Below are 24,988 nucleotides of genomic sequence, written 5' to 3' on the forward strand. Positions count from 1 at the left end.
TATTTAAACGCTATGCTTCACACATTTTACTGATTCATATAACAAATCATTTAAGATTTGCTATCTTATTGTACGAGCGCATTGATTACTCAGGCCGCGCCACGTAGTTAAAAAGATCAACATCACTAATCAATGGCGAGGCCACGATTTCCCTGGTGTTGGCGCAGTATTCGCGCACCCCGGTATAGCCGGGGTCATTTTTTTCCGGCACTGGCAACCCACGCTTTCAGCGCTTCTACGTCGTGCGGCCACTCCTGCTTCAGCTCTTCGATCCATTCACCAACGTTATCCCACCATGCCGGCAGATCGGGCGACTGGATTTTCTGCGCCAGCTGCTGCAAATGACGCAACCCTACCGCGCCGGCAGCGCCTTTGATTTTATGCCCCTCTTCCACAATGCCCTTTTGATCGCGCGCGGTGAAGTTAGATTCCAGCACGCTCAGGTAACCCGGCATCATTTTTTCGAACATCGCCAGACCATCGGTGATGAGTTTCGGGCCAACCAGCTGCAGATATTGCTCCAGCATCGGGAGATCCAGCAGCGCCTCCTGCTTGCCGTCATCGCTTGTCGTCACGTCATGCTCCTCATCGTCAGGTTGCGTATCCCAGAACTTTTTAATCGTCGCCGTGAGCGCCGGCACCGCCAGCGGTTTGCTCAGCACGTCGTCCATGCCGGCCTCCAGATACTCTTTTTTATCTTTCAGCACGTTGGCCGTCAGCGCCACCAGCGGCGGCAGCGCCTCGCGGGCGTAGCGGCGATGCAGCTCGCGCGAGATATCAAGGCCAGTCATGTCCGGCAGCTGAATATCCAGCAGCACCAGGTCGAACTCGCCGGGGCTGAACATCTCCAGCGCCGCTTTGCCGGTCATCGCCACCTCGACGCTACAGCCGAGTTTTTCCAGCACCGAACTTGCGACGATCACATTAAGTTCGATGTCTTCCACCAGCAGCACATGCAGCGCCGGCAGCGGCATTTCGTCATCGGTCAGCGTGTCTTCCACTTCTTCCGCCACGCGCGGCGCCTGCACTGTCAGGATAAATGTCGACCCCAGACCTGGCTTGCTGGATACGGTGATATCGCCGCCCATGCTTTTCGCAAGGCGACGCGATACCGCAAGACCAATCCCGGTTCCGGTGGCCGGTTTGCCGCCCTGACTGTCTTTCACCTGATAATACATGGCGAAGATCTTGTCCTGCTCCTCCTGCGGAATACCGATGCCGGAATCTTCCACCTCAAAGCGTAGCTGTTCGTTTTCGTTATAGCTGACGCGCACTGTCACCTGGCCCTGCTGGGTGAATTTCACCGCGTTGCTGATGAGGTTCCAGAGGATCTGACGCAGACGCGTGCCGTCAGTCAGTACCTTATGCGGCACTGGCCGAACGGGTTCCATCACAAAGCGCAACCCTTTCTGCTGCGCCTGCAGGCCAGAGAGGTTTTCCAGATCCGCCAGGAAGCTGGTGAAATCGACAGGCTGGTTGTCGAGCTGCACTTTACGCCGTTCGATTTTATCCATATCGATAATATCGTTGAAAATATTGCCGAGCGTCACCGCGGAGACGTGGATTGTTTTCAGGTATTTTTCCTGCTCGGCGCTGAGGTCGGTATCCAGCAGAATGCGGCTTAAGCCCACTATGCCGTTGAGCGGCGTGCGCAGTTCATGGCTGATGGTGGAGATAAACGTGGTTTTATCCCGGCTGGCGCGCTCCAGCGCGTCCTGGTAGCGCTTACGCTCGGTAATGTCGCGCCCGAAGCCCATCAGCCCGTGACGCTTGCCCACGCGGTCGTAATACGGCACTTTGCGGATCTCAAAGCAGGCTTTGCGCCCGTCCGGGTAATCGAGCCACTGCTCGTAGGTCAGCGAGACGTTATGGCGGAAGACTTTTTCGTCGGTCTCCAGCACTTTTTCCGCCGCTTCCTGCGCATAGACCTCATGCGGCTTCAGGCCAATGAGCTGTTTCTCGCTCTTACCGGTAAGCAACTCCATCGCGCGGTTGCAGCCGGAAAACTCTTTATCTTCGTTGCGGTAGAACACCAGATCCGGCGAGGCGTCGAGAAACGAACGCAGGAAGGAAGATTGCTGCTCCAGCTGAATTTGCGTTACTTCGCGCTCTTTCATCTCCACTTTTAACTGCTCCAGCATATGCTGACGCTCGGCTTCCGCTTTTTCGCGATCGGCAATCTCCTGATTGAGCTGGGCGATATTGTCCTTGAGCTGCACATTAAGCTTCAGGTCGCGTTCGCGCATCTCTTCAAGCTTATCGACCAGTTTCGCGAGCCGCTGACGCGACTCCTCCAGCTGTTCCACGACCACCGACAGGAAATAGACCGCCCAGGGCGTAATCAACAGACCGAAGAAAATTGAGCGGATAACATCGATGCTCTCAACCTGACCATGCAGCACCATCGTCACGGCCATTTGCACCGCCATCGCCAGCACCACCAGCGCGAGAGCCAGCAGCAGCGAAAAGCGCACCAGGCCAAGCTTTACCAGCAAATCAACGTAATACTGCGCCAGCATGCGGATCTGTTTCATAAAGGATTCCTGTACTGATATTCCGTTCAATAATACCTAAATCCGCCCCTGAGGCGGCAATTCAGGCAAAAAAGTGCGGGGTAAAATGGCGAGTGGCGGAAAAAGCAGCGCTTAAGGCGCGTCAGGCGCGCCGCGCCAGGGTCGTCCGAGCGCCGAGCCCTGAACGCCATGCTGATTAAGGTAACGATCGATTTCCACCATACCGGTCCAGCGGTTCTCGCACCACAGCGGCGCCAGCAATGTCGGACGGCGAGCGCTGGCCGAGATACGATGGTAGATGATTTCAGGCGGCGTGTGGCGAATCATCTCCCCGGCCGTGACGGCGTACTCCTCCAGCGCGATCCCGGCCAGTCGCCCGGCCCGCCAGGCTTTCGCCATGATGCTGCTTTCGACGATATGCAGCGGATGCAATTTAATGCCGTCCACGCCGGTCTCCACGACGCGTTCAAGCGACGCCAGCGCGTCGGCGCCGGTTTCGCCCGGCAGGCCAACAATCAGATGCGTGCAAACTTTCAGCCCCCGCGCCCGCGCCCGGCGCGCGGTATGCTGATAACAGGCGAAGTCATGCCCGCGGTTGATTCGGTGCAGAGTTTTATCCTGTGCGCTTTGCAGCCCCAGCTCCAGCCAGACTTCATACCCCTGCTCACAATAGCCCGCCAGCAGATCCAGCACGCTTTCCGGCACGCAGTCGGGACGGGTGCCGACGCACAGCCCGACGATATCCGCCTGGCTTATCGCCTGCTGATACATCTCCCGCAGTACGTTAACCTCGGCGAACGTGCTGGTATAGGCCTGAAAATAAGCGAGATAGCGGCGCGCGCGATCCACCCGCACGGCCTGCTGAGCCAGCTGTTGGGCAATAGAGAGATGCTGCTGGGTTTCATCGGCGAACGAGGCGACATTGCAGAAGGTGCAGCCGCCGCGCCCGAGCGTACCGTCGCGGTTAGGACAACTGAAGCCGCCATGCAAAGAGAGTTTATGAACTTTTTGGCCGTAACGACGCGTCAGGTTGCCGCCAAACATATTGACTAATTTTTGTAACTGCATAATCTGAAAAGCCGCCCAGCGAAAGGGCGTCAGCCTGCCATTTTTATATCTTTCCGGCGATGACATGGATCAAGCGCCTCGCCCTGCCTTTATCTGTTGAATAACCATTCAACATAACCGACGATTTAGTCACCTAAATGCTAATTACTTTTCCTTATGATCGCGGCGATTATTTAAGGATTATGACGGACCGTAAAAAACAGAGCGTTTATGCGGCTCGCGGGCATTCAGCAACAGATCGTGCTGCTTTAAAACGCAATAACAGCGTGCTATCCACATATAGCCGCTTTCTTATAGTGAGTCAGATCACACATCAACGCCGCTTATCACCCGGAAAAGGCAATGTAAAAAAGGTTAAATGTATTTGTTTTTCAAAGCGATAAGTTCGCTTTAGCACAGTTTTGAATAAATAAGAATGACATTTGACCTGTGTGCGGATTCCCGATAAGTTGGAAATTCGCTGGAAGCTTTCTCGATGAGCGTTCTGCTCATCATATTTATGCAGTAAATGAGATTCCCTCTTAAGTAAGTCCTCAACGACGATGTACCGATGAAAAAGGATATCTGGAGGGCGACACGCAAGGTATGCGAATGACGCGCAATACCCTGTCGCCACACCCTTTTTGCGCCCGCGCGCCATCGGTACAGGAGGGAGTCCCGCAGAGCCTGGGGAGGTTCACTGATATGTTGTACGATAAATCCCTTGAGAGGGATAACTGTGGTTTCGGCCTGATCGCCCACATAGAAGGCGAACCTAGCCACAAGGTAGTGCGTACCGCGATCCATGCGCTGGCGCGCATGCAACACCGCGGCGCTATTCTCGCCGATGGTAAAACCGGCGACGGTTGCGGCCTGCTGCTGCAAAAACCGGATCGCTTTTTCCGCATGGTCGCCGAGGAGCTCGGCTGGCGTTTAGCCAAGAATTATGCCGTTGGTATGCTGTTCCTGAATCAGGATCCTGAGAAAGCCAGCGCCGCGCGCCGTATCGTGGAAGAAGAGTTACAGCGGGAAACCCTCTCTATTGTGGGCTGGCGCGTCGTGCCGACCAACGAAGGCGTGCTGGGTGAAATTGCGCTTTCTTCCATGCCGCGCATTGAACAGATTTTTGTGAACGCCCCGGCAGGCTGGCGTCCACGCGATATGGAGCGCCGCCTTTTTATCGCTCGCCGTCGCATTGAAAAACGTCTGGTTGATGATAAAGAGTTCTACGTCTGTAGCCTCTCGAATCTGGTGAACATCTATAAAGGTCTCTGTATGCCGGCGGATCTGCCGCGCTTCTACCTGGACCTGGCGGATCTGCGTCTGGAGTCGGCCATCTGCCTGTTCCACCAGCGCTTCTCCACCAACACCGTGCCGCGCTGGCCGCTGGCGCAACCGTTCCGCTATCTGGCGCATAACGGTGAAATCAACACCATCACGGGCAACCGCCAGTGGGCGCGCGCGCGTACTTATAAATTCCAGACCCCGCTTATTCCTGATTTGCACGACGCCGCGCCGTTTGTTAACGAAACCGGCTCCGACTCCAGCTCCATGGATAACATGCTTGAACTGCTGCTGGCGGGCGGGATGGATATCGTGCGCGCCATGCGTCTGCTGGTGCCGCCGGCCTGGCAAAACAACCCGGATATGGACCCGGAGCTGCGTGCGTTCTTCGACTTTAACTCTATGCACATGGAGCCGTGGGATGGCCCGGCGGGCATCGTGATGTCCGATGGCCGTTTCGCCGCCTGTAACCTCGACCGCAACGGCCTGCGCCCGGCGCGCTATGTGATCACCAAAGACAAGCTCATCACCTGCGCCTCTGAAGTGGGCATCTGGGATTACCAGCCTGACGAAGTGGTGGAAAAAGGCCGCGTCGGGCCGGGCGAGCTGATGGTTATCGACACCCGCGGCGGGCGCATTCTGCACTCGGCGGAAACGGACAACGATTTGAAAAGCCGCCATCCGTATAAAGAATGGATGGAGAAAAACGTCCGCCGTCTGGTGCCGTTTGAAGATCTGCCTGACGATCAGGTGGGTCAGCGTGAGATGGACGACGCGCTGCTGGAAAGCTATCAGAAACAGTTCTTCTACAGTAATGAAGAGCTGGACGCCGTCATCCGCGTGCTGGGCGAAAACGGCCAGGAAGCCGTAGGCTCGATGGGCGACGATACGCCGTTCGCCGTGCTCTCCAGCCAGCCGCGCATTATCTATGACTACTTCCGCCAGCAGTTCGCGCAGGTGACTAACCCGCCTATCGATCCGCTGCGCGAAGCGCACGTGATGTCGCTTGCCACCAGCATTGGCCGCGAGATGAATGTCTTCTGCGAAGCCGAAGGTCAGGCGCATCGTCTGAGCTTTAAATCACCGATCCTGCTTTACTCTGACTTTAAACAGCTCACCACGCTTGAAGAAGAGCACTATCGCGCGGATACGCTCGATATCACCTTCGAACCGGCGCAGACGACGCTCGAAGAGACCGTCAAAGCGCTGTGCGATAAAGCGGAACAGATGGTACGCAATGGCACTGTGCTGCTGGTGCTGTCGGATCGTAATATCGCCAAAGACCGTCTGCCGGTTCCGGCGCCGATGGCCGTCGGCGCTATCCAGACGCGTCTGGTGGAACAGAGCCTGCGTTGCGACGCCAACATCATTGTGGAAACCGCCAGCGCCCGCGACCCGCACCACTTCGCCGTACTGCTCGGCTTCGGCGCGACCGCCATCTATCCGTACCTCGCCTACGAAACGCTGGCGAAACTGGTCGATACCGGCGCTATCGAAAAAGATTACCGCAGCGTGATGCTGAACTACCGCAACGGCATCAACAAAGGGCTGTACAAGATCATGTCCAAAATGGGCATTTCGACCATTGCCTCGTACCGCTGCTCCAAACTGTTTGAAGCCGTCGGTCTGCATCGTGATGTCTCTGAGCTCTGCTTCCAGGGCGTGGTCAGCCGCATCGGCGGCGCGGGCTTTGCGGATTTCGAGCAGGATCTGCAAAACCTGTCAAAACGCGCCTGGCTTGCGCGTAAGCCGCTTACCCAGGGCGGGCTGCTGAAATATGTGCACGGCGGCGAATACCACGCCTATAACCCGGACGTGGTGCGCACGCTGCAACAGGCGGTGCAGAGCGGCGAGTACAGTGATTATCAGCAATATGCCGCGCTGGTGAACGAACGCCCGGCGGCAACGCTGCGCGATCTGCTGGCGCTGAACCCGCAGGGCGAAGCCGTTCGCGTGGAGGATGTCGAACCGGCAAGCGAGCTGTTTAAACGTTTTGACACCGCAGCGATGTCTATCGGCGCGCTGAGCCCCGAAGCGCATGAGTCGCTGGCGGAGGCGATGAACAGCCTCGGCGGCTTCTCTAACTCCGGCGAAGGCGGCGAAGACCCGGCACGCTACGGCACCAACAAAGTGTCGCGCATCAAACAGGTGGCTTCCGGGCGCTTCGGCGTGACGCCAGCGTATCTGGTCAACGCCGATGTGATTCAGATTAAAGTGGCGCAGGGCGCAAAACCTGGCGAAGGCGGTCAGTTGCCTGGCGATAAAGTGACGCCGTACATCGCTAAACTGCGTTACTCGGTGCCGGGCGTGACGCTTATCTCCCCACCGCCGCACCATGACATCTACTCGATTGAAGATCTGGCGCAGCTGATTTTCGACTTAAAACAGGTCAACCCGAAGGCGATGATCTCCGTGAAGCTGGTCTCCGAGCCGGGCGTTGGCACCATCGCGACCGGCGTGGCGAAGGCCTATGCGGATCTCATTACCATTGCCGGTTATGACGGCGGCACGGGCGCCAGCCCGCTCTCTTCCGTGAAATATGCGGGTTGTCCGTGGGAGCTCGGCCTGGTGGAAACCCAGCAGGCGCTGGTGGCGAACGGTCTGCGTCATAAGATTCGTCTCCAGGTGGACGGTGGTCTCAAAACCGGCCTCGATATCATTAAAGCAGCCATCCTCGGCGCGGAAAGCTTCGGTTTCGGCACCGGCCCGATGGTGGCGCTCGGCTGTAAATACCTGCGTATTTGCCACCTGAACAACTGCGCCACCGGCGTCGCGACCCAGGATGACAAACTGCGTAAAAACCACTATCACGGCCTGCCGTTCAAAGTGACCAACTACTTTGAATTTATTGCCCGTGAAACGCGCGAACTCATGGCGCAGCTTGGCGTGACGCGCCTCGTGGATCTGATTGGCCGCACCGACCTGCTGAAAGAGCTGGAAGGCTTTACGGCGAAGCAGCAGAAGCTGGATCTGGCGAAACTGCTGGAAACCGCCGAGCCGCATCCAGGCAAAGCGGTCTACTGCACCGAGAGTAATCCGCCGTTTGATAAAGGCGACCTGAACGCGCAACTGCTGGCGCAGGCGAAACCGTATGTGGAAAGTCGCCAGAGCAAAACGTTCTGGTTTGATATTCGCAATACTGACCGCTCTGTAGGCGCGCTGCTGTCGGGGTATATCGCGCAGTCGCACGGCGATCAGGGCCTCGCGTCCGACCCGATTAAAGCGTATTTCACCGGCACCGCAGGTCAGAGCTTCGGCGTCTGGAACGCAGGCGGCGTGGAGCTGCACCTGACCGGCGATGCCAACGACTACGTCGGTAAAGGCATGGCGGGCGGTCTGCTCGCGATTCGTCCGCCGGTAGGGTCGTCGTTCAAAAGCTATGAAGCGAGCATAATTGGCAATACCTGCCTGTATGGCGCGACGGGTGGCCGTCTTTACGCCGCAGGCCGCGCGGGCGAGCGCTTCGCGGTGCGTAACTCCGGCGCTATTACGGTCGTGGAAGGCATCGGCGATAACGGTTGTGAATACATGACCGGCGGCATTGTCTGCATTCTTGGCAAAACCGGCGTCAACTTTGGCGCGGGCATGACGGGCGGTTTCGCCTATGTCCTGGATGAAGATGGTGAATTCCGCAAGCGCGTGAACCCGGAGCTGGTAGAAGTGCTGAATGTAGACGATCTCGCGATTCACGAAGAACATCTGCGCGGGCTTATCACCGAGCATGTTCAGCAGACCGGTTCGCATCGCGGCGAAGAGATTCTGGCAAACTGGCCGGCGTTCTCCTCGAAGTTCGCGCTCGTTAAACCGAAGTCCAGTGATGTCAAAGCATTGTTGGGTCACCGTAGTCGTTCCGCAGCCGAGCTGCGGGTGCAGGCGCAGTAAGAGGTCACGATTGATGAGTCAGAACGTTTACCAATTTATCGACTTACAGCGCGTTGATCCGCCAAAAAAGCCGCTTAAGATCCGTAAAATTGAGTTTGTGGAAATTTATGAGCCCTTCTCAGAAGGCCAGGCCAAAGCACAGGCAGACCGCTGCCTGTCGTGCGGCAACCCTTACTGTGAATGGAAATGTCCGGTCCATAACTATATCCCCAACTGGCTGAAGCTTGCCAACGAGGGGCGCATTTTCGAAGCCGCCGAGCTTTCTCACCAGACCAACACGCTGCCGGAAGTCTGCGGTCGCGTCTGCCCGCAGGACAGGCTGTGCGAAGGCTCCTGCACGCTGAATGATGAATTCGGCGCAGTGACCATCGGCAATATTGAGCGCTATATCAACGATAAGGCGTTCGAAATGGGCTGGCGGCCCGATCTCTCCGGCGTGAAACCGACCGGCAAACGCGTTGCGATCATCGGCGCGGGCCCGGCGGGCCTCGCGTGCGCCGATGTGCTGACGCGCAACGGCGTGAAAGCCGTCGTATTCGATCGCAACCCGGAAATCGGCGGCCTGCTGACCTTCGGCATTCCCGCGTTCAAGCTGGAAAAAGAGGTGATGACCCGCCGCCGCGAAATTTTTACCGGCATGGGCATTGAGTTCCAGCTCAACACTGAAGTGGGCCGCGACATTCAGATGGACGCGCTGCTACAGGAGTATGACGCGGTGTTCCTCGGCGTCGGCACCTATCAGTCGATGCGCGGCGGGCTTGAGAACGAAGACGCGCCGGGCGTGTATGAAGCGCTGCCGTTCCTCATCGCCAACACCCGTCAGATTATGGGCTTTGAGGAAGACGCGCAGCAGCCTTTCATCAGCATGGAAGGCAAGCGCGTAGTGGTACTGGGCGGTGGCGATACCGCGATGGACTGCGTGCGTACCTCGGTGCGCCAGGGCGCGACCCACGTTATCTGCGCGTACCGTCGTGATGAAGAGAACATGCCGGGCTCGCGTCGTGAAGTGAAAAACGCGCGTGAAGAAGGCGTGGAGTTCCAGTTCAACGTGCAGCCGCTCGGCGTTGAGATCAACGCTAATGGCAAAGTATGCGGCGTGAAGATGGCGCGCACGCAGATGGGCGAACCGGATGAGAAAGGCCGTCGTCGCGCGGAAATCGTGCCGGGCTCTGAACATGTACTGCCCGCTGATGCCGTGGTCATGGCGTTCGGTTTCCGTCCGCATAGCATGGAGTGGCTGGCGCAGCACAGCGTTGAGCTTGATTCACAGGGCCGGGTGATTGCGCCGGAAGGCAACGACAATGCCTTCCAGACCAGCAACCCGAAAATCTTTGCTGGCGGCGATATCGTGCGCGGCTCGGATCTGGTGGTGACGGCTATCGCTGAGGGACGTAAAGCGGCGGACGGCATCATGAACTATCTCGAGGTCTGAGCCTCGCCGTTCACACGCTCTCAAAGGGAAGCCTCGCGCTTCCCTTTTTTATTTCCACTATTAATAAATCAATCTTTTTTTGTTTCCGAAAAGAGACTATTCACCAGACAAAATATTTCTCTCATCGTACTATTTTTCACTCTTTACCGGATAACCTTTATTTTAGCCGCTTTGCCGCTCCCCTGACCTGACGCCGTTCATTTACAGAATCAATAAATAAACGGCCTGCCTGAAATCAGACTGCTAAATACATTCATATTTTATATTTATAAATTCTGCATCTTTTCGGAAGGCATGTTATTTACGTGAGCAATGAAATAATCTGCGGCGACGCCGACTCTTATTCAACACATTATTATATTGGACGTAATTATGAATAAAGATAAAACATTCAGAATGAACATTGTCACCAGGCTGATGTACAATGTTTTTCCTGTTGTCTTTCTATCCTCACCAATGATGGTGAATGCAGAAACTATTATTTCCAAAGATACCAACAGCAGCTATATCGTTAGCGGTGATACTGATTACATCGTTAACGCGGATGTAACGATGTCCTCGTCAAAATCCAAACCTGCCGTCTCTGTTCAGGGCGAAGATATCGTCACCTTTACCAATAATGGCACTATTAAAAATGATTTTGGCAATGCCATGCAGGTGGAAATAGACGGGCAAAGCTCTTCTATGTTCACGTTACAAAATAATGGCACGATCAGTAGCGTCAATACGGGAATTAGTGTCATTGATGCCAAAACCCTCAACATCGTCAATACCGGTACAATCTCCGGCAGTGATTATGCGATCTCTTTTGAAAACGACGGCAATAATGCGCTAATCCTGAAAGAAGGCTCGGTGCTGCAAGGCGATGTGATCACGACAGGCTCAGCGAACAGTACAATTACCCTCAACGACAGCGGCAACGAAGACAGCAATTTTACTGGCGCAAATACCGGTGAAGGATTTACATCGCTGACGATGGACGGCAGCGACTGGACGCTGACCGGTGATATCGATCTGACTGGCGACGGCGACAGCCTTATCGTAAAAACCGGCAAGCTGACGCTTGGCGGCGAGGTAAAAAATACCGGCGCGTCGCTTATCGACGCTGACGCCACGCTGCAAATCGGTACCGGCAGCGGCGATAACGCGGCGCTCCAGGGCAACGTCACCAATAACGGGACGCTGATTTTCGACCAGGCGGCGGACTATACTTTCGCGGGCGATATCTCCGGAACCGGTAATCTGGTGAAAGAAAATGCCAGCACCCTGACGCTGAGCGGCAATAACATTTATAGCGGCGATACCACGCTCAACGGCGGCACGACGCTGCTTGCCGAAAACGGCACGATAGGGCCGAACGGCGGCACAGGGAATATCAATATCAACGATGGCGCCACATTTGCTTCTGCGGGCACGGTAAACAGTAACGTGGTTATCGCCGCAGGCGGCGTGCTGGCGTCCTGGAATGCGGTAAGCGGCAATGAAAACGCCACGACGCCTGCGTCCGGCAACACAATCACCGGCGATGTCACCAACCAGGGCACGCTGCAAATTGCGGGCGAGGACAGCGTTGGTAACGCGTTTACTATTGATGGCAATTACACTGGCGACACCGGCAGCCTTATCGTGATGAACACCGAGGCGGGAGCAGACGACTCCCCGACCGATCATCTGGCTATTACCGGCAACAGCGCGGGCAGTTCTTCGCTGGAAGTCACTAATATCGGCGGTCAGGGCGCGCAGACCATCAACGGCATTGAGCTTATTAGCGTCGGCGGCGCTTCTGATGCGTCCTTCACGCTGGATAAACCGGTTGTCGCAGGGATGTGGGAATATGACCTCTATCAGCACGATGACGGCAACTGGTATCTGGAATCAAAAGCCAGCGATACCCCGGAACCAACGCCCGATCCGACACCTGATCCGGACGATAATGGCGGCAACGATAACGGCGGGGACGATGGCGGCAATACGCCTCCGGCGCCGGAAGTCTACCGTCCGGAAGCTGGTGTCTACATGGCCAACTACCTGGCGGCGCAGCAGATGTTTATGCATAAACGCGATGACCGCGATCAGCTGATGCTGCGCGACGCCGACGATCTGAACACCTGGATGTATGTCAAAGGCGAGTATAACGACGGCCACTTCGCCGACAGCAACCTCAAATACAAAATTCGCTCCGCCGTGGTGCAACTGGGTAGCGACGTGCTGAGCAAAAATCTCTCAACCGGTACACTGCACACCGGCTTCATGCTCGGCGCAGGCTATAGCGACACAACGGCCGATGCGCGCCACAACACGCGCTCGGCTGATGGCCGCGTTAACGGCTACAACCTTGGTCTCTATGCCACCTGGCAGGAAGACGAAAAACTGCGCCTCGGCAGCTATATCGACAGCTGGGCATCTTACAGCTGGTATAACAGCCAGGTGAACGGCGATGACATGCCGGGCGAGAAGTATGACAGCCAGGGCTATGCCGCCTCGCTGGAGCTGGGCCACGCCTGGCTGGTACCGTCCGAAAAGGCGCGCACCATGAAATTTGAACCGCAGGGTCAGGTGATTTACAGCCATCTGGATCAGGATTATCACGTCGAATATAACGGCACCCGCGTCGGTACGCCGGATGATGATGCTGTGCTGGGCCGTGTCGGTCTTAAAGCGAGCTATGTCGATCAGAAATCGGTGGAAGCCTGGCAGCCTTACGGCGCGGTGAACTGGCTTATCGGTAACGGCATGAGCGATCTGAACTTTAATGACGAGACGCTCGATTCAAACGTGCCGTCTAATCGCTTCCAGCTGGAAACCGGCGTGAGCGGCAAAATGAACGACGCAACAACCGTATCCTTCCGCGTTAGCAGCGAATGGGGCGACAACTCCTACAATGCGTACTCCGGCCATATGCTGGTGAACTACCGCTGGTAATCGGGCGCGCATAAAAGCACAACCGCCTCTCGGGGCGGTTTACAATAAAAAAGCCGGTATGCGCAAACATACCGGCTTTTCATTATGTGGAGACGTGATTACTTCACAACGCGCAACGCAGGACGTCCGCCACGCGGCGGCGGCTCGTCATCCGGATCGTTACCATCCGCGTCATCAGGCTTGTCGCCATCAATCACGGACATCACCGTTTCCGGCTCTTCAGCGCTGTTCTCGTCATTCAGGCTCGCCATCTCTTCATCATAAGCGGCTTCTGGCTCGAACATCGTACCGGCGCCGTTTTCGCGGGCGTAGATAGCCAGCACAGCAGCCAGCGGTACGGTGACCTGACGCGGTACGCCGCCGAAACGGGCATTAAAGCGCACTTCGTCATTCGCCAGTTCGAGATTGCCCACCGCACGCGGCGCGATGTTCAGAACGATTTGCCCATCACGCGCATACTCCAGCGGCACCAGCACGCCCGGCAGCGTCACATCCACGACCAGGTGCGGCGTCAGCTGGTTATCCAGCAGCCATTCATAAAAGGCACGCAGCAGATAAGGACGACGTGGAGAGAGCTGAGACATATCCATAAGGTTTAACCCCGGGTTTGCAAACGGATTTCGCGCTCGGCTTCGGTCAGCGACGCCAGGAACGAATCACGTTCAAACACGCGAGTCATGTAGCCTTTAAGCTCTTTAGCGCCCGCGCCGCTGAACTCAACGCCCAGCAGAGGCAAACGCCACAGCAACGGCGCCAGGTAGCAGTCTACCAGGCTGAATTCGTCGCTCAGGAAGTACGGCTTCTGACCAAATACCGGCGCGATAGCCAGCAGCTCTTCGCGCAGCTGTTTACGTGCCGCATCGGCTTCCTGTGCGGAACCACTGACGATCACGTTCATCAGTGAGTACCAGTCTTTCTCGATACGGTGCATATACAGGCGGCTTTCACCGCGAGCGACCGGATAAACCGGCATTAACGGCGGGTGCGGGAAACGCTCATCGAGATATTCCATAATGATGCGCGACTCCCACAGAGTCAGTTCACGGTCTACCAGCGTCGGCACGCTTTGATTTGGGTTGAGGTCAATCAGATCCTGCGGCAGGTTATCCGTTTCCACATGCTCAATTTCAAAGCTGACACCCTTTTCAGCCAGCACAATGCGGACCTGATGGCTGTAGATATCAGTAGGACCAGAAAACAGCGTCATTACCGAACGTTTGTTGGCAGCGACAGCCATGAAAACCTCCAGGTATATTCAGAAAGTTACTGCTACCAGCCGCAAACACGACTGGCCTTATCGATTACCCTTCCGTGCCGAACTTACTTCCGTCTGCAAAACGAACAAAACGTGAACAGTTACCAGCATTTGGGCACAAAATTGGATGATAGTTTACCAGATTTTGCGCAGCTTGTGGTGAGAGGTTTTATCCGATTGCCGTAAATGGACGGGATTTCAGTAGATTAGGGACAGATAAAAATTCCGGGCATAAAAAAACCCGGCTGTATGCCGGGTTTTCGCCAATACGATTCTGCAAGAGCAGAAAAATATTAACGTTTGGAGAACTGCGGACGACGACGTGCTTTACGCAGACCGACTTTCTTACGTTCAACCTGACGAGCGTCACGAGTAACGAAGCCAGCTTTACGCAGTTCAGAACGCAGAGACTCATCGTACTCCATCAGAGCGCGGGTGATACCGTGACGGATCGCACCAGCCTGACCAGAGATACCACCACCTTTAACAGTGATGTACAGATCCAGTTTCTCAACCATGTCGACCAGTTCCAGCGGCTGGCGAACTACCATGCGGGCAGTTTCGCGACCGAAGTACTGTTCCAGAGAACGCTGGTTGATAACGATTTTACCGTTGCCCGGTTTGATAAACACACGAGCGGCGGAGCTTTTGCGGCGACCAGTGCCGTAGTATTGATTTTCAGCCATTGCCATAATCCCGATTAGATGTCCAGAACTTGCGGTTGCTGCGCCGCGTGGTTGTGCTCGTTGCCCGCGTAAACTTTCAGTTTACGGTACATAGCACGGCCCAGAGGGCCTTTCGGCAGCATGCCTTTAACCGCGATTTCAATTACGCGCTCAGGACGGCGGGCAATCATCTCTTCAAAGGTCGCTTCTTTGATACCACCGATGTGGCCAGTGTGGTGGTAGTACATTTTGTCAGAACGCTTGTTGCCGGTTACAGCAACTTTTTCTGCGTTCAGAACGATGATGTAATCACCGGTATCAACGTGCGGAGTGTATTCCGCTTTGTGCTTACCGCGCAGGCGACGAGCCAGTTCGGTAGCCAGACGGCCCAGAGTTTTACCGGTCGCGTCAACAACATACCAGTCGCGTTTTACGGTTTCTGGTTTAGCTGTAAAAGTTTTCATTAAAAGCTTACCCAAATATAGAGTTACACGTTGGCGAACACCCAAACGCTTAAATTGAGTTGAGGTTCACACGACAAAGTCCGCAAACCTACCCCCTCGGATATGTTTTCGGCACACAAAAGTTTCGGGAAAAAAACTTTCTTGTAACGTGGGGTCGCAAGATTATAGAGAAGTCGAGTACAAAGATCGACCCCTTTTATGCGTAAAGTCACAGGATTTGCTCCCCTGCGTGCAGAGGAGCGGCCAGGCCTCAGGCCAGGTGGGGACGCTTGAGGTATTCCTCGCTCTGCATCTCCTGCAAACGCGACAGGCAACGCTGAAATTCAAACGCCAGCTGTTCGCCCTGATAGATGCGCTCTGGCGGCGCATCCGCCGATACCACCAGCTTCACCTGGCGTTCATAAAACTCATCCACCAGCGCGATAAAACGCCGCGCCGCGTTCTCGGTGGATGTGGTCATCACCGGCACATCAAACAGCAATACCGTGTGGAACTGGCGCGACAGCGCGATGTAATCGTGCTGGCTACGAGCATCCACGCACAGGGTAGCGAACGATGCCGCGAGCGTCTGGTTTTCCACGCCAAGCGTAGGCAGCGGGCGATGGTTAATCTCAAGCGACGGTGCCTCACGACGCGGCGCGCCAGCCAACGCCTGCCAGAGTTTATCCATCTGGCGCGCCGTCGCTTCATCGCGAGGCGACAGCCACAGGTGCGCCTGCGTTAGCGTGCGCAGACGGTAATCAATTCCCGCATCGACGTTCATGACGTCGCAATGCGTCTTAATCGCGTCAATAGCAGGCAGAAAGCGCGTACGTTGCAAGCCGTTACGGTAAAGCTCATCCGGCGGAATGTTGGAGGTCGCTACCAGCGTAATGCCGCGCGCGAACAGCGCCTGCATCAGGCCGCCCAGCAGCATGGCGTCGGTAATGTCGGAAACAAAAAACTCATCGAAGCAGATAACGTCGGCCTGCGCTTTAAAGCCGTCGGCGACGATCTCCAGCGGATCGGTTTGCCCCTGCAGCGCGGCGAGTTCTTCATGCACGCGTAACATAAAGCGGTGAAAGTGCAGCCTGAGCTTACGCTCGCCCGGCAGGCTGTGAAAAAAAAGGTCCATCAGCCAGGTTTTGCCGCGCCCGACGCCGCCCCACATATATAAGCCGCGTACCGGCGCTTCCTGGGGGCTTTCGTCGCGTTTACCGAACAGCTTGCCGACTTTGGTCAGCAGACCGCCGCGGGCAGGCGCAGGTTCGGCGGATTTCTGTGAAAGCGCCTGCCAGATAAGATTCAGACGATTTACCGCTTCTTGCTGGACGTCGTCCGGCTGATGGGTGCCCTCGTTCAGGGCCTGTTGGTAGCGCGATGTCGGAGAGATGCTCTGCATATATTATTCTTACTTCCTGAAAACGGTTCGCCGCAGCGTGATTTGGCCAAAAAAAGGCCGCTCTACACTACGCCATGCCGCTCCAGGATTCCACTTCTCCTGAATTAGCGGTTATAGTGGGTTTACCGGTCGACGGCACGCAGACGAGAAACCAAGCCTCGCCGTTACCACCCTACGGAATCACAAGACAACGGGAGATGTTCATGACCTGGGAATATGCGCTTATTGGGTTAGTCGTCGGCATCATTATCGGCGCCGTCGCTATGCGTTTCGGTAACCGCAAATTACGTCAACAGCAGGCTCTGCAATATGAGCTTGAGAAAAACAAGGCGGAGCTTGACGACTACCGCGAAGAACTGGTCAGCCACTTCGCCCGCAGCGCCGAACTGCTGGATAACATGGCGCATGACTATCGTCAGCTTTATCAGCACATGGCGAAAAGCTCAAGCAGCCTGCTGCCGGAAATGTCCGCTGAGACCAATCCGTTCCGCAATCGCCTTGCGGAATCGGAAGCCAGCAACGATCAGGCGCCGGTACAGATGCCGCGCGACTACTCTGACGGCGCGTCCGGCCTGCTTCGCACCGGCGCGAAGCGCAACTGATTCAGCTGACTATCCTTACCGTCGGGCGCATATTGCGCCCGCTTTTCTTTGGGCGCTGACTATGCTTATTCTGAGCGCTGCCGTCCCGATGACAGCATTGTTACGACATTGAGAATTCAATAATATCCGTCTTTTCAGGTTACGGTTTATAACCAGGTTGCGAGAGCTGCGTTCATGAAAAAACAAACCCTGCTGTTGAGTGCATTAGCGTTAAGTCTCGGTCTCTCTTTCGCGGCACCCGCTCCGGTGTTCGCCGCCCTGCCCTCGCAGGTGCCGGGCCAGCCTGTGACCCCAAGCCTTGCGCCGATGCTGGAAAAAGTGCTGCCTGCCGTGGTCAGCGTCCAGGTAGAAGGCACCGCCGTGCAGGAGCAGCGCGTACCGGAAGAGCTGAAAAAGTTTTTCGGCGAATCCATGCCTGACCAGCAGGCACAGCCGTTTGAGGGGCTCGGCTCCGGCGTCATTATCGACGCCGCGAAAGGCTATGTGCTCACCAACAACCATGTGATTAACCACGCCGAGAAAATCAGCGTACAGCTTAATGATGGACGCGAGTTCGACGCCAGACTCATCGGCGGTGACGACCAGAGCGATATCGCACTACTCCAGTTGCAAAACGCCAGCAACCTGACGCAAATCCAGGTAGCGGATTCCGACAAACTGCGCGTCGGTGATTTCGTGGTCGCCGTCGGTAATCCGTTCGGGCTCGGCCAGACTGCCACCTCTGGCATTGTGTCGGCGCTCGGGCGCAGCGGACTGAATCTTGAGGGCTTTGAAAACTTCATCCAGACCGACGCCTCCATCAACCGCGGCAACTCCGGCGGCGCGCTGTTAAACCTCAACGGCGAACTTATCGGCATTAACACCGCCATTCTCGCGCCGGGCGGCGGCAGCGTGGGTATCGGCTTCGCGATCCCCGCGAATATGGCTCAGACGCTTGCGAAACAGCTGATGCAGTCCGGCGAAGTGAAACGCGGCCTCCTCGGCATTAAAGGCACCGAGATGAGCGCCGATATCGCCAAAGCGTTCAATCTGAACACGCAGCGCGGCGCGTTTGTCAGTGAAGTGCTGCCAAACTCCGGCTCCGCCAAAGCAGGCATTAAAGCCGGCGATGTCATTGTCAGCCTGAATGGCCGTCCACTGAACAGCTTCGCGGAGTTGCGCTCGCGCATCGCCACCACCGAGCCGGGCACCAAAGTGAAGCTTGGCCTGCTGCGTAATGGCAAAGCGCAGGAAGTCGAAGTGACGCTTGATAAGAGCACGTCGTCTTCCGCCAGCGCCGATATCATCGCCCCGGCCCTGCAAGGCGCGACGCTGAGCGACGGTCAGCTTAAAGACGGCACCAAAGGCATCACGATTGATAACGTCGAAAAAGGCAGCGCGGCCGCGCAGGCGGGCCTGCATAAAGATGACGTGATTGTCGGCGTCAACCGCGAGCGCGTTAGTACGATTGCGGAAATGCGCAAGCTGCTGGCTAGCAAGCCTGCGATCATCGCCCTGCACATCGTGCGCGGCAACGACAGCCTCTATTTACTGCTGCGTTAATAAACTGAGGTAACGGACATCACGCCGCGTGTGATGTCCGTTTAACTCATGATATGCTGCGCCCGTCCCCTGACTACTTATCTCATACACATGTTTCTGAAGCTTTTACGCTCGGTGATTGCGGGGTTGATCGTAGCAGCGCTGCTGCTGACGCTCGTGCCTTCCCTGCGTCCGTACAATCCGCTGTTGCAGCCGCGGCTCGACAGTAACGATGAGACCCCCGTGAGCTATAACCGGGCGGTGCGTCGCGCTGCGCCTGCGGTAGTGAATGTCTATAATCGCAGCCTTGGCGGCAGCAATCGCAGCCAGCTCGAAATCCGCACGCTCGGCTCCGGCGTTATCATGGACCAACGCGGCTATATTCTGACCAACAAACATGTGATCAACGACGCCGACCAGATAATCGTGGCGTTGCAGGATGGCCGCGTGTTCGAGGCGCTGCTGGTCGGCTCCGACAGCCTGACCGATCTCGCGGTGCTGAAAATCAACGCCACCGCCCTGCCGGTTATCCCTATCAATCCGCAGCGTATGCCGCACATCGGCGATGTGGTGATGGCAATAGGCAACCCCTATAACCTCGGGCAGACCATCACGCAGGGGATTATCAGCGCCACCGGGCGCATTGGTCTCAACCCCTCGGGGCGTCAGAACTTCCTGCAAACCGACGCCTCTATCAATCACGGCAACTCCGGCGGCGCGCTGGTGAATTCGCTGGGCGAACTGATGGGCATTAACACGCTCTCTTTTGATAAGAGCAACGACGGCGAAACGCCGGAAGGCATCGGATTCGCCATCCCGACCCAACTCGCCACGCGCATTATGGAAAAATTGATCCGCGACGGGCGCGTCATTCGCGGCTACATCGGCATCAGCGGCCGTGAAATCACGCCTATGCACACGCCTGCGGCGGGTATCGATCAGATTCAGGGAATTGTGGTCAATGATGTGGCGCAGGATGGTCCGGCCGCGCGCGCAGGCATTCAGGTGAACGATGTCATTGTGTCGGTAAACAAAAAGCCGGCTATCTCTGCGCTGGAAACCATGGACCAGGTGGCGGAAATCCGTCCAGGGTCGGTGATCCCGGTAGAAGTGATGCGTAACGATCGCAAGCTCACCATCCAGGTGACGATTCAGGAATATCCGGCGACGCCGGAATAGCGCAAGCGCAGGCATAAAAAAACCGGAACCTAAGTTCCGGTTTTTTTTGTTCGTCAGCGCTTACTTGTTAACGAACTCTTCGCCCAGGGCGATATCTTTTTTCAGCGTATCCAGCATGCCTTCCAGCGACTGCTGTTCATAAGCGCTCAGGGTGCCAATAGATTTACGCTCTTCGATACCGTTTTTACCCAGCAGCAGCGGCTGTGAGAAGAAACGCGCGTATTCGCCGTCGCCTTCCACATAGGCGCATTCCACCACGCCCTGCTCGCCCTGCAACGCACGCACCAGCGAGAGACCGAAACGCGCGGCCGCCTGGCCCATAGACAGGGTCGCAGAGCCTCCGCCCGCTTTCGCTTCCACCACTTCGGTGCCCGCGTTCTGGATGCGTTTGGTCAGATCGGCCACTTCCTGCTCGGTAAAGCTCACGCCCGGGATCTGGGAGAGCAGCGGCAGAATAGTCACGCCAGAGTGGCCGCCGATAACCGGCACGTCCAGCTCAGCTGGTTTTTTACCTTTCAGTTCCGCCACAAAGGTGTTGGAGCGGATGATATCCAGCGTGGTCACGCCGAACAGTTTGTTCTTATCGTACACGCCCGCTTTTTTCAGCACTTCCGCCGCGATAGCCACGGTGGTGTTGACCGGGTTAGTGATGATGCCGATGCACGCTTTCGGGCAGGTCGTGGCGACCTGCTGGATCAGGTTTTTCACGATCCCGGCGTTCACGTTGAACAGATCGGAACGGTCCATACCCGGTTTACGGGCAACGCCTGCGGAGATCAGCACCACGTCTGCGCCTTCCAGCGCCGGGGTGGCGTCTTCGCCGGAGAAACCTTTGATTTTCACGTCGGTCGGGATATGACTTAAATCTACCGCTACCCCTGGGGTCACCGGTGCGATGTCATACAGAGAGAGTTCTGAACCTGAAGGCAGTTGGGTCTTGAGTAGAAGGGCAAGCGCCTGGCCGATACCGCCCGCCGCGCCGAGGACTGCAACTTTCATCCTAAACTCCTTATTATGGTTAGCAATTGTGTGCCGTTACTCCATGAGGTGGCGACCATAATCATCCTGGGAGGAAGTTATAGCACTGTTTTCGCCCGCAGTTTGCGATCGTAGCGCGTTTAACTGAAAGCGATGCGGCCTTCTCGCCGGGTGCAGACGACGCGGTTGCCGCCGGGTCACTACCGAAGCAACATCTCAACAGGCGGTTACATTACACCCTCTTTAAGCATCAAAACAACATCATTTTGATAACATTTGATTTACTTAAAGGCTTATTTACGAGTCGTGACGCAGGCATGTTCCTTGATAACGTAATTTGATAAAATTCGTCTCTTTCATAACATTATTTCAGCCCGCCGCAAGGCAGACCATTTGCATAACAATTCATCACAATGCATAATAATGTTGTTTATTGGCCTGTATACGGGTGATATATGCGTAGCTCCGCAAAACAAGAAGAATTAGTCAAAGCCTTCAAAGCGTTACTAAAAGAAGAGAAGTTCAGCTCCCAGGGCGAAATCGTCCAGGCGCTCCAGGATCAGGGTTTCGAAAACATCAACCAGTCCAAAGTCTCCCGCATGTTAACGAAGTTTGGCGCCGTGCGTACGCGCAACGCCAAAATGGAAATGGTGTATTGCCTGCCGGTTGAGCTTGGCGTACCGACTACCTCCAGCCCGCTGAAAAACCTGGTGCTCGATATCGACTACAACGACGCCGTCGTGGTCATTCATACCAGCCCCGGCGCCGCGCAGCTCATCGCGCGTCTGCTGGATTCTCTCGGTAAAGCTGAAGGGATCCTCGGCACTATCGCCGGTGATGACACTATTTTTACCACGCCCGCGCGCGGCTTTACGGTGAAAGATCTTTACGAAGCCATTCTGGTGCTGTTCGAGCAGGAACTGTAACGCCTGAGATACCGCCGGTTCTCCCGGCGGTTGCTTGTTTGACCCCGCTTTTCTTCTTCCTTTTATTACGCCTGCAGCGTAATCCGCCGGTTTTTTTACGATGCCCCTTGTAGTTCGGCTTAAAAACCGCACAAATTATCAAATTCAATTAACCGAATGATTTCTAAACAAATTAATCGAAAACTGGTCTTTTAATGACTATTTTTATAATGATCGGTAATAAAAAAACGCCGTGAACGCACAAAGTTTCATAGGAAATCATTAGGATCGTATTAATTTTTTGGGTGATTAGTGTATACTTGTTTTTGTGATGAGGGTCACACAATAAGACCCCACCGATAACAATTACGACGAGGAAAAGAACATGAAAACCAAATCTACTGTAACAGCCCTGACACTTCTCTCGATGCTCTCCTTCGGTGCTTTCGCAGCCGACTCCATCAACGCAGAGCAAGCGCAGAACCGCCAGTCTATCGGTACCGTCTCCGTTGACGCTATTAGCGGCGCGCCGATGGATCTGCGTCAGATGCTGAATGAAAAAGCAGAAGCGAAAGGCGCGACGGCTTACCGCGTTATCGAAGCCCGTACCGGCGATCACTGGCACGCGACTGCCGAGCTTTATAAATAAGCGTTATTACCGTCAGACGCGCTAACGCGCCGAATCCCGTAATACCTCTCAGCGGCCCGATAAAAACCGTACGCTAACCATTAAGGCCGCTGAACACACCTGCATGAGGAATAAATAATGAAAACGACTTTTACCATCGCTGCTCTGGGCCTTGCATCCGTACTCTCTTTCGGCGCGAGTGCCGCAGTACAACAAGTTAACGCGCAGCAGGCGCAAAATCTCCAGCCGATGGGCTCCGTCTCTGTGACGCAGCTGACCGGCTCGCCGATGGATGTTCGCCAGCAGCTGGCTGAGAAAGCCGAAAAAGAAGGCGCCAGCAGCTATCGCATCACTGAACTGACTCAGGGCGATCACTGGCACGCCACGGCAGAACTGTACAAATAAACCCTCGTCGTCTTCTCCGACGACTTTTGCCCCTGCTTCGCGGGGGCCTTTTTAAGGGTTTAAAGTATGGTTATTGCCGGATATTGAAGAGGAGCTGACCTTCCAGCTCCTCTTCTGCTTCATCAAACAGCAAAATCAGCGCGCCGAAGCGCCGCTTGATCTCCGCCGTCACGTGCAGGAAGACGATCTCCAGCGGCAACGGCAACTCACCTTCCGTCACGACCTTCCAGAGACTATCCAGATCCCCGACACGCTCTGGCGTAACGCCAAACGTCGCGGCAAACGCCTGACAGAAATCATTCTGATCGGCAATGGTACTGAAATCGAAACTATAGCTTTTCATTGTCGCCACCACGTTCATCGGGCGGCCATGGCGCCGCCCTCACGCTTATAACCCGCCAAGATGCAGCGTTTTCACTTCCATAAACTCCTCCAGCCCCAGCACAGAACCCTCGCGCCCAAGGCCAGACTCTTTCACGCCGCCAAACGGCGCAAGCTCGGTCGAGACCGCACATTCGTTAACGCCTATCATGCCGCTTTCCAGCGCCTGCGAGACGCGGAATACGCGCTGTAAATTCTGCGTATAGAAGTACGCTGCCAGCCCGTAAGGCGTATTGTTCGCACGCGCGATAACTTCTTCTTCCGTTTTGAAGCTGAAACAGGCAGCGAGCGGGCCGAACGTCTCTTCCTGAGCGAGCTTCATGTCGTCGTTCGCGTCAATCAGCACCGTTGGTTGCCAGAAATTGCCGCCAGCCGCGTGCGGTTTACCGCCTGTCAGCACTTTCGCGCCCTTCGCCACCGCGTCTTCGACATGCTCGCGCACTTTCGCGACTGCTGATTGTTCAATCAGCGGCCCGACAACCACGCCCTCTTCCATGCCGTTACCCACTTTCAGCGCTTTTACCGCCTCCGCCAGCTGGTTAACGAAACGGTCATAGACGCCTTCCTGGATGTAGAAGCGGTTAACGCTGACGCACACCTGGCCTGCGTTACGGAATTTATTGGCGATGGCGCCTTTCACCGCCGCGTCAATGTCAGCGTCGTCAAAGACGATATACGGCGCGTTACCGCCAAGCTCCATCGAGACTTTTTTCATCGTTTCGGCGGCATTGCGCATCAGCGTCTTACCTACAGCCGTGGAGCCGGTAAACGAAATTTTACGCACTTCAGAACTTGCCATAATGGCATCGCTTATCTCTGACGTATTGCCCGCGACCGCATTAAGCACGCCGTCTGGCACGCCGGCTTCCTGCGCCAGCGCCAGCAGCGCGAAGGCGCTGAGCGGCGTGTTGTTCGCCGGTTTAATGACGCCGGTGCAGCCCGCGGCGAGCGCCGGGCCGAGTTTGCGGGTCAGCATCGCCATCGGGAAGTTCCAGGGGGTGATCGCCGCCACCACGCCGACCGGTTCGCGGGTCGCCAGAATGCGTGCGCCAGGCTTCGCGGGCGGAATGATTTCACCGTTGGCGCGTTTGGCCTGTTCAGCGAACCACTGAATAAAACTCGCCGCGTATTCGACTTCGCCTTCGGCTTCTTTCAGCGGTTTGCCTTGTTCGCTCGTCATCAGCTCGCCAAGCCAGCGCTTGTTTTCGATCATCAGCTGATACCAGCGATAGAGGATTTCAGAACGTTCTTTCGCAGTTTTTGCGCGCCAGGCAGGGAAGGCACGGCTGGCCGCGGCGATGGCGGCCTCGGTCTCTTTTTTTCCGGCTTTCGCCACCTGGGCTATCACCTCGCCCGTTGCCGGATTCAGTACATCAAAGGTTTCCTGCGCGTTATGCCATTTCCCGTCAACAAAGTAGCCGGTCTTAAAAAACGCATGTCCTGCAAATGGTTGTGCGGTCATTGTCCCCTCCTGCACGTGAAATTCCGTGGATGGAGGTAAGTATAGTCAGAAAAAAACCGACGCTTTGGGCGTCGGTTTGAGG

Annotated in this window: 19 protein-coding genes; 9 read left to right on the plus strand and 10 right to left on the minus strand. The window is 55.9% G+C overall.

What is annotated here, in order from left to right; genetic code table 11:
- Positions 1–194: 194 nt before the first annotated feature.
- Together arcB and AFK63_RS16550 are read right to left on the minus strand one after the other, a co-directional pair.
- A complete protein-coding gene (gene arcB, locus AFK63_RS16545; protein ID WP_038865556.1) occupies positions 195–2,534 on the minus strand; it encodes an aerobic respiration two-component sensor histidine kinase ArcB in 2,340 nt (779 codons plus the stop codon).
- Positions 2,535–2,645: 111 nt separating this feature from the next.
- Complete coding sequence (locus AFK63_RS16550) at positions 2,646–3,581, minus strand: TIGR01212 family radical SAM protein (protein WP_038865641.1); 936 nt, start codon at positions 3,579–3,581, stop codon at positions 2,646–2,648.
- A 684-nt stretch (positions 3,582–4,265) separates the two neighbouring features.
- Between AFK63_RS16550 and gltB the strand changes: the two genes are divergently transcribed.
- From gltB to AFK63_RS16570, 3 genes are all read left to right on the plus strand, one after another.
- Positions 4,266–8,726 carry a glutamate synthase large subunit gene (gene gltB / locus AFK63_RS16560; RefSeq protein ID WP_144420912.1) on the plus strand — a complete coding sequence of 1,487 codons (4,461 nt, stop codon included), beginning with the start codon at positions 4,266–4,268 and terminating at the stop codon, positions 8,724–8,726.
- Between the two features lie 13 nt (positions 8,727–8,739).
- Entirely contained in the window at positions 8,740–10,158 is a 1,419-nt protein-coding gene (locus tag AFK63_RS16565) for a glutamate synthase small subunit (RefSeq protein ID WP_038865558.1), read from the plus strand.
- 372 nt (positions 10,159–10,530) lie between these two features.
- On the plus strand, positions 10,531–13,080 hold the full coding sequence (locus tag AFK63_RS16570; RefSeq protein WP_071603746.1) for an autotransporter family protein: 2,550 nt from the start codon (positions 10,531–10,533) through the stop codon (positions 13,078–13,080).
- 98 nt (positions 13,081–13,178) lie between these two features.
- Here the strand turns inward: AFK63_RS16570 and sspB are convergent, their stop codons facing one another.
- The 5 genes from sspB to zapE form a co-directional block, all read right to left on the minus strand.
- A complete protein-coding gene (gene sspB, locus AFK63_RS16575) occupies positions 13,179–13,670 on the minus strand; it encodes a ClpXP protease specificity-enhancing factor (RefSeq protein WP_038865560.1) in 492 nt (163 codons plus the stop codon).
- Between the two features lie 5 nt (positions 13,671–13,675).
- A complete protein-coding gene (gene sspA, locus AFK63_RS16580; RefSeq protein ID WP_038865561.1) occupies positions 13,676–14,317 on the minus strand; it encodes a stringent starvation protein SspA in 642 nt (213 codons plus the stop codon).
- 311 nt (positions 14,318–14,628) lie between these two features.
- A complete protein-coding gene (gene rpsI / locus AFK63_RS16585) occupies positions 14,629–15,021 on the minus strand; it encodes a 30S ribosomal protein S9 (RefSeq protein ID WP_000829818.1) in 393 nt (130 codons plus the stop codon).
- Between the two features lie 14 nt (positions 15,022–15,035).
- Entirely contained in the window at positions 15,036–15,464 is a 429-nt protein-coding gene (rplM, locus tag AFK63_RS16590) for a 50S ribosomal protein L13 (protein ID WP_002437467.1), read from the minus strand.
- A gap of 250 nt (positions 15,465–15,714) precedes the next feature.
- Positions 15,715–16,845, minus strand: a complete 1,131-nt coding sequence (zapE, locus tag AFK63_RS16595; protein ID WP_038865564.1) for a cell division protein ZapE — start codon at positions 16,843–16,845, stop codon at positions 15,715–15,717.
- Positions 16,846–17,048: 203 nt separating this feature from the next.
- On the opposite strand from zapE, the gene zapG reads away from it, so the two are divergent.
- From zapG to degS, 3 genes are all read left to right on the plus strand, one after another.
- Positions 17,049–17,447: a Z-ring associated protein ZapG gene (zapG, locus tag AFK63_RS16600; protein ID WP_007753372.1), complete on the plus strand. Its 399-nt coding sequence runs from the start codon at positions 17,049–17,051 to the stop codon at positions 17,445–17,447.
- 174 nt (positions 17,448–17,621) lie between these two features.
- On the plus strand, positions 17,622–18,989 hold the full coding sequence (gene degQ / locus AFK63_RS16605) for a serine endoprotease DegQ (RefSeq protein WP_038865566.1): 1,368 nt from the start codon (positions 17,622–17,624) through the stop codon (positions 18,987–18,989).
- A 90-nt stretch (positions 18,990–19,079) separates the two neighbouring features.
- Positions 19,080–20,147, plus strand: a complete 1,068-nt coding sequence (gene degS, locus AFK63_RS16610) for an outer membrane-stress sensor serine endopeptidase DegS (protein WP_038865568.1) — start codon at positions 19,080–19,082, stop codon at positions 20,145–20,147.
- Between the two features lie 60 nt (positions 20,148–20,207).
- Here the strand turns inward: degS and mdh are convergent, their stop codons facing one another.
- Positions 20,208–21,146: a malate dehydrogenase gene (gene mdh, locus AFK63_RS16615; RefSeq protein ID WP_038865569.1), complete on the minus strand. Its 939-nt coding sequence runs from the start codon at positions 21,144–21,146 to the stop codon at positions 20,208–20,210.
- Between the two features lie 434 nt (positions 21,147–21,580).
- On the opposite strand from mdh, the gene argR reads away from it, so the two are divergent.
- From argR to yhcN (AFK63_RS16630), 3 genes are all read left to right on the plus strand, one after another.
- Entirely contained in the window at positions 21,581–22,051 is a 471-nt protein-coding gene (gene argR / locus AFK63_RS16620) for a transcriptional regulator ArgR (RefSeq protein WP_004385120.1), read from the plus strand.
- A 364-nt stretch (positions 22,052–22,415) separates the two neighbouring features.
- The gene (yhcN, locus tag AFK63_RS16625) at positions 22,416–22,679 is read left to right on the plus strand and encodes a peroxide/acid stress response protein YhcN (protein WP_038865571.1); all 264 of its coding nucleotides are present in this window, start codon (positions 22,416–22,418) and stop codon (positions 22,677–22,679) included.
- A 117-nt stretch (positions 22,680–22,796) separates the two neighbouring features.
- On the plus strand, positions 22,797–23,063 hold the full coding sequence (gene yhcN / locus AFK63_RS16630) for a peroxide/acid stress response protein YhcN (protein ID WP_038865581.1): 267 nt from the start codon (positions 22,797–22,799) through the stop codon (positions 23,061–23,063).
- A 70-nt stretch (positions 23,064–23,133) separates the two neighbouring features.
- On the opposite strand, the gene AFK63_RS16635 is transcribed toward yhcN (AFK63_RS16630), so the two are convergent.
- Positions 23,134–23,406 carry a barstar family protein gene (locus AFK63_RS16635; RefSeq protein WP_038865649.1) on the minus strand — a complete coding sequence of 91 codons (273 nt, stop codon included), beginning with the start codon at positions 23,404–23,406 and terminating at the stop codon, positions 23,134–23,136.
- 45 nt (positions 23,407–23,451) lie between these two features.
- Positions 23,452–24,906, minus strand: coding sequence for an NAD-dependent succinate-semialdehyde dehydrogenase (locus tag AFK63_RS16640; protein ID WP_038865583.1), 1,455 nt, complete (start codon positions 24,904–24,906; stop codon positions 23,452–23,454).
- Positions 24,907–24,988 lie beyond the last annotated feature (82 nt).

Origin of the sequence: Cronobacter muytjensii ATCC 51329 (genome assembly GCF_001277195.1) — a bacterium.
Lineage (GTDB): Bacteria > Pseudomonadota > Gammaproteobacteria > Enterobacterales > Enterobacteriaceae > Cronobacter > Cronobacter muytjensii.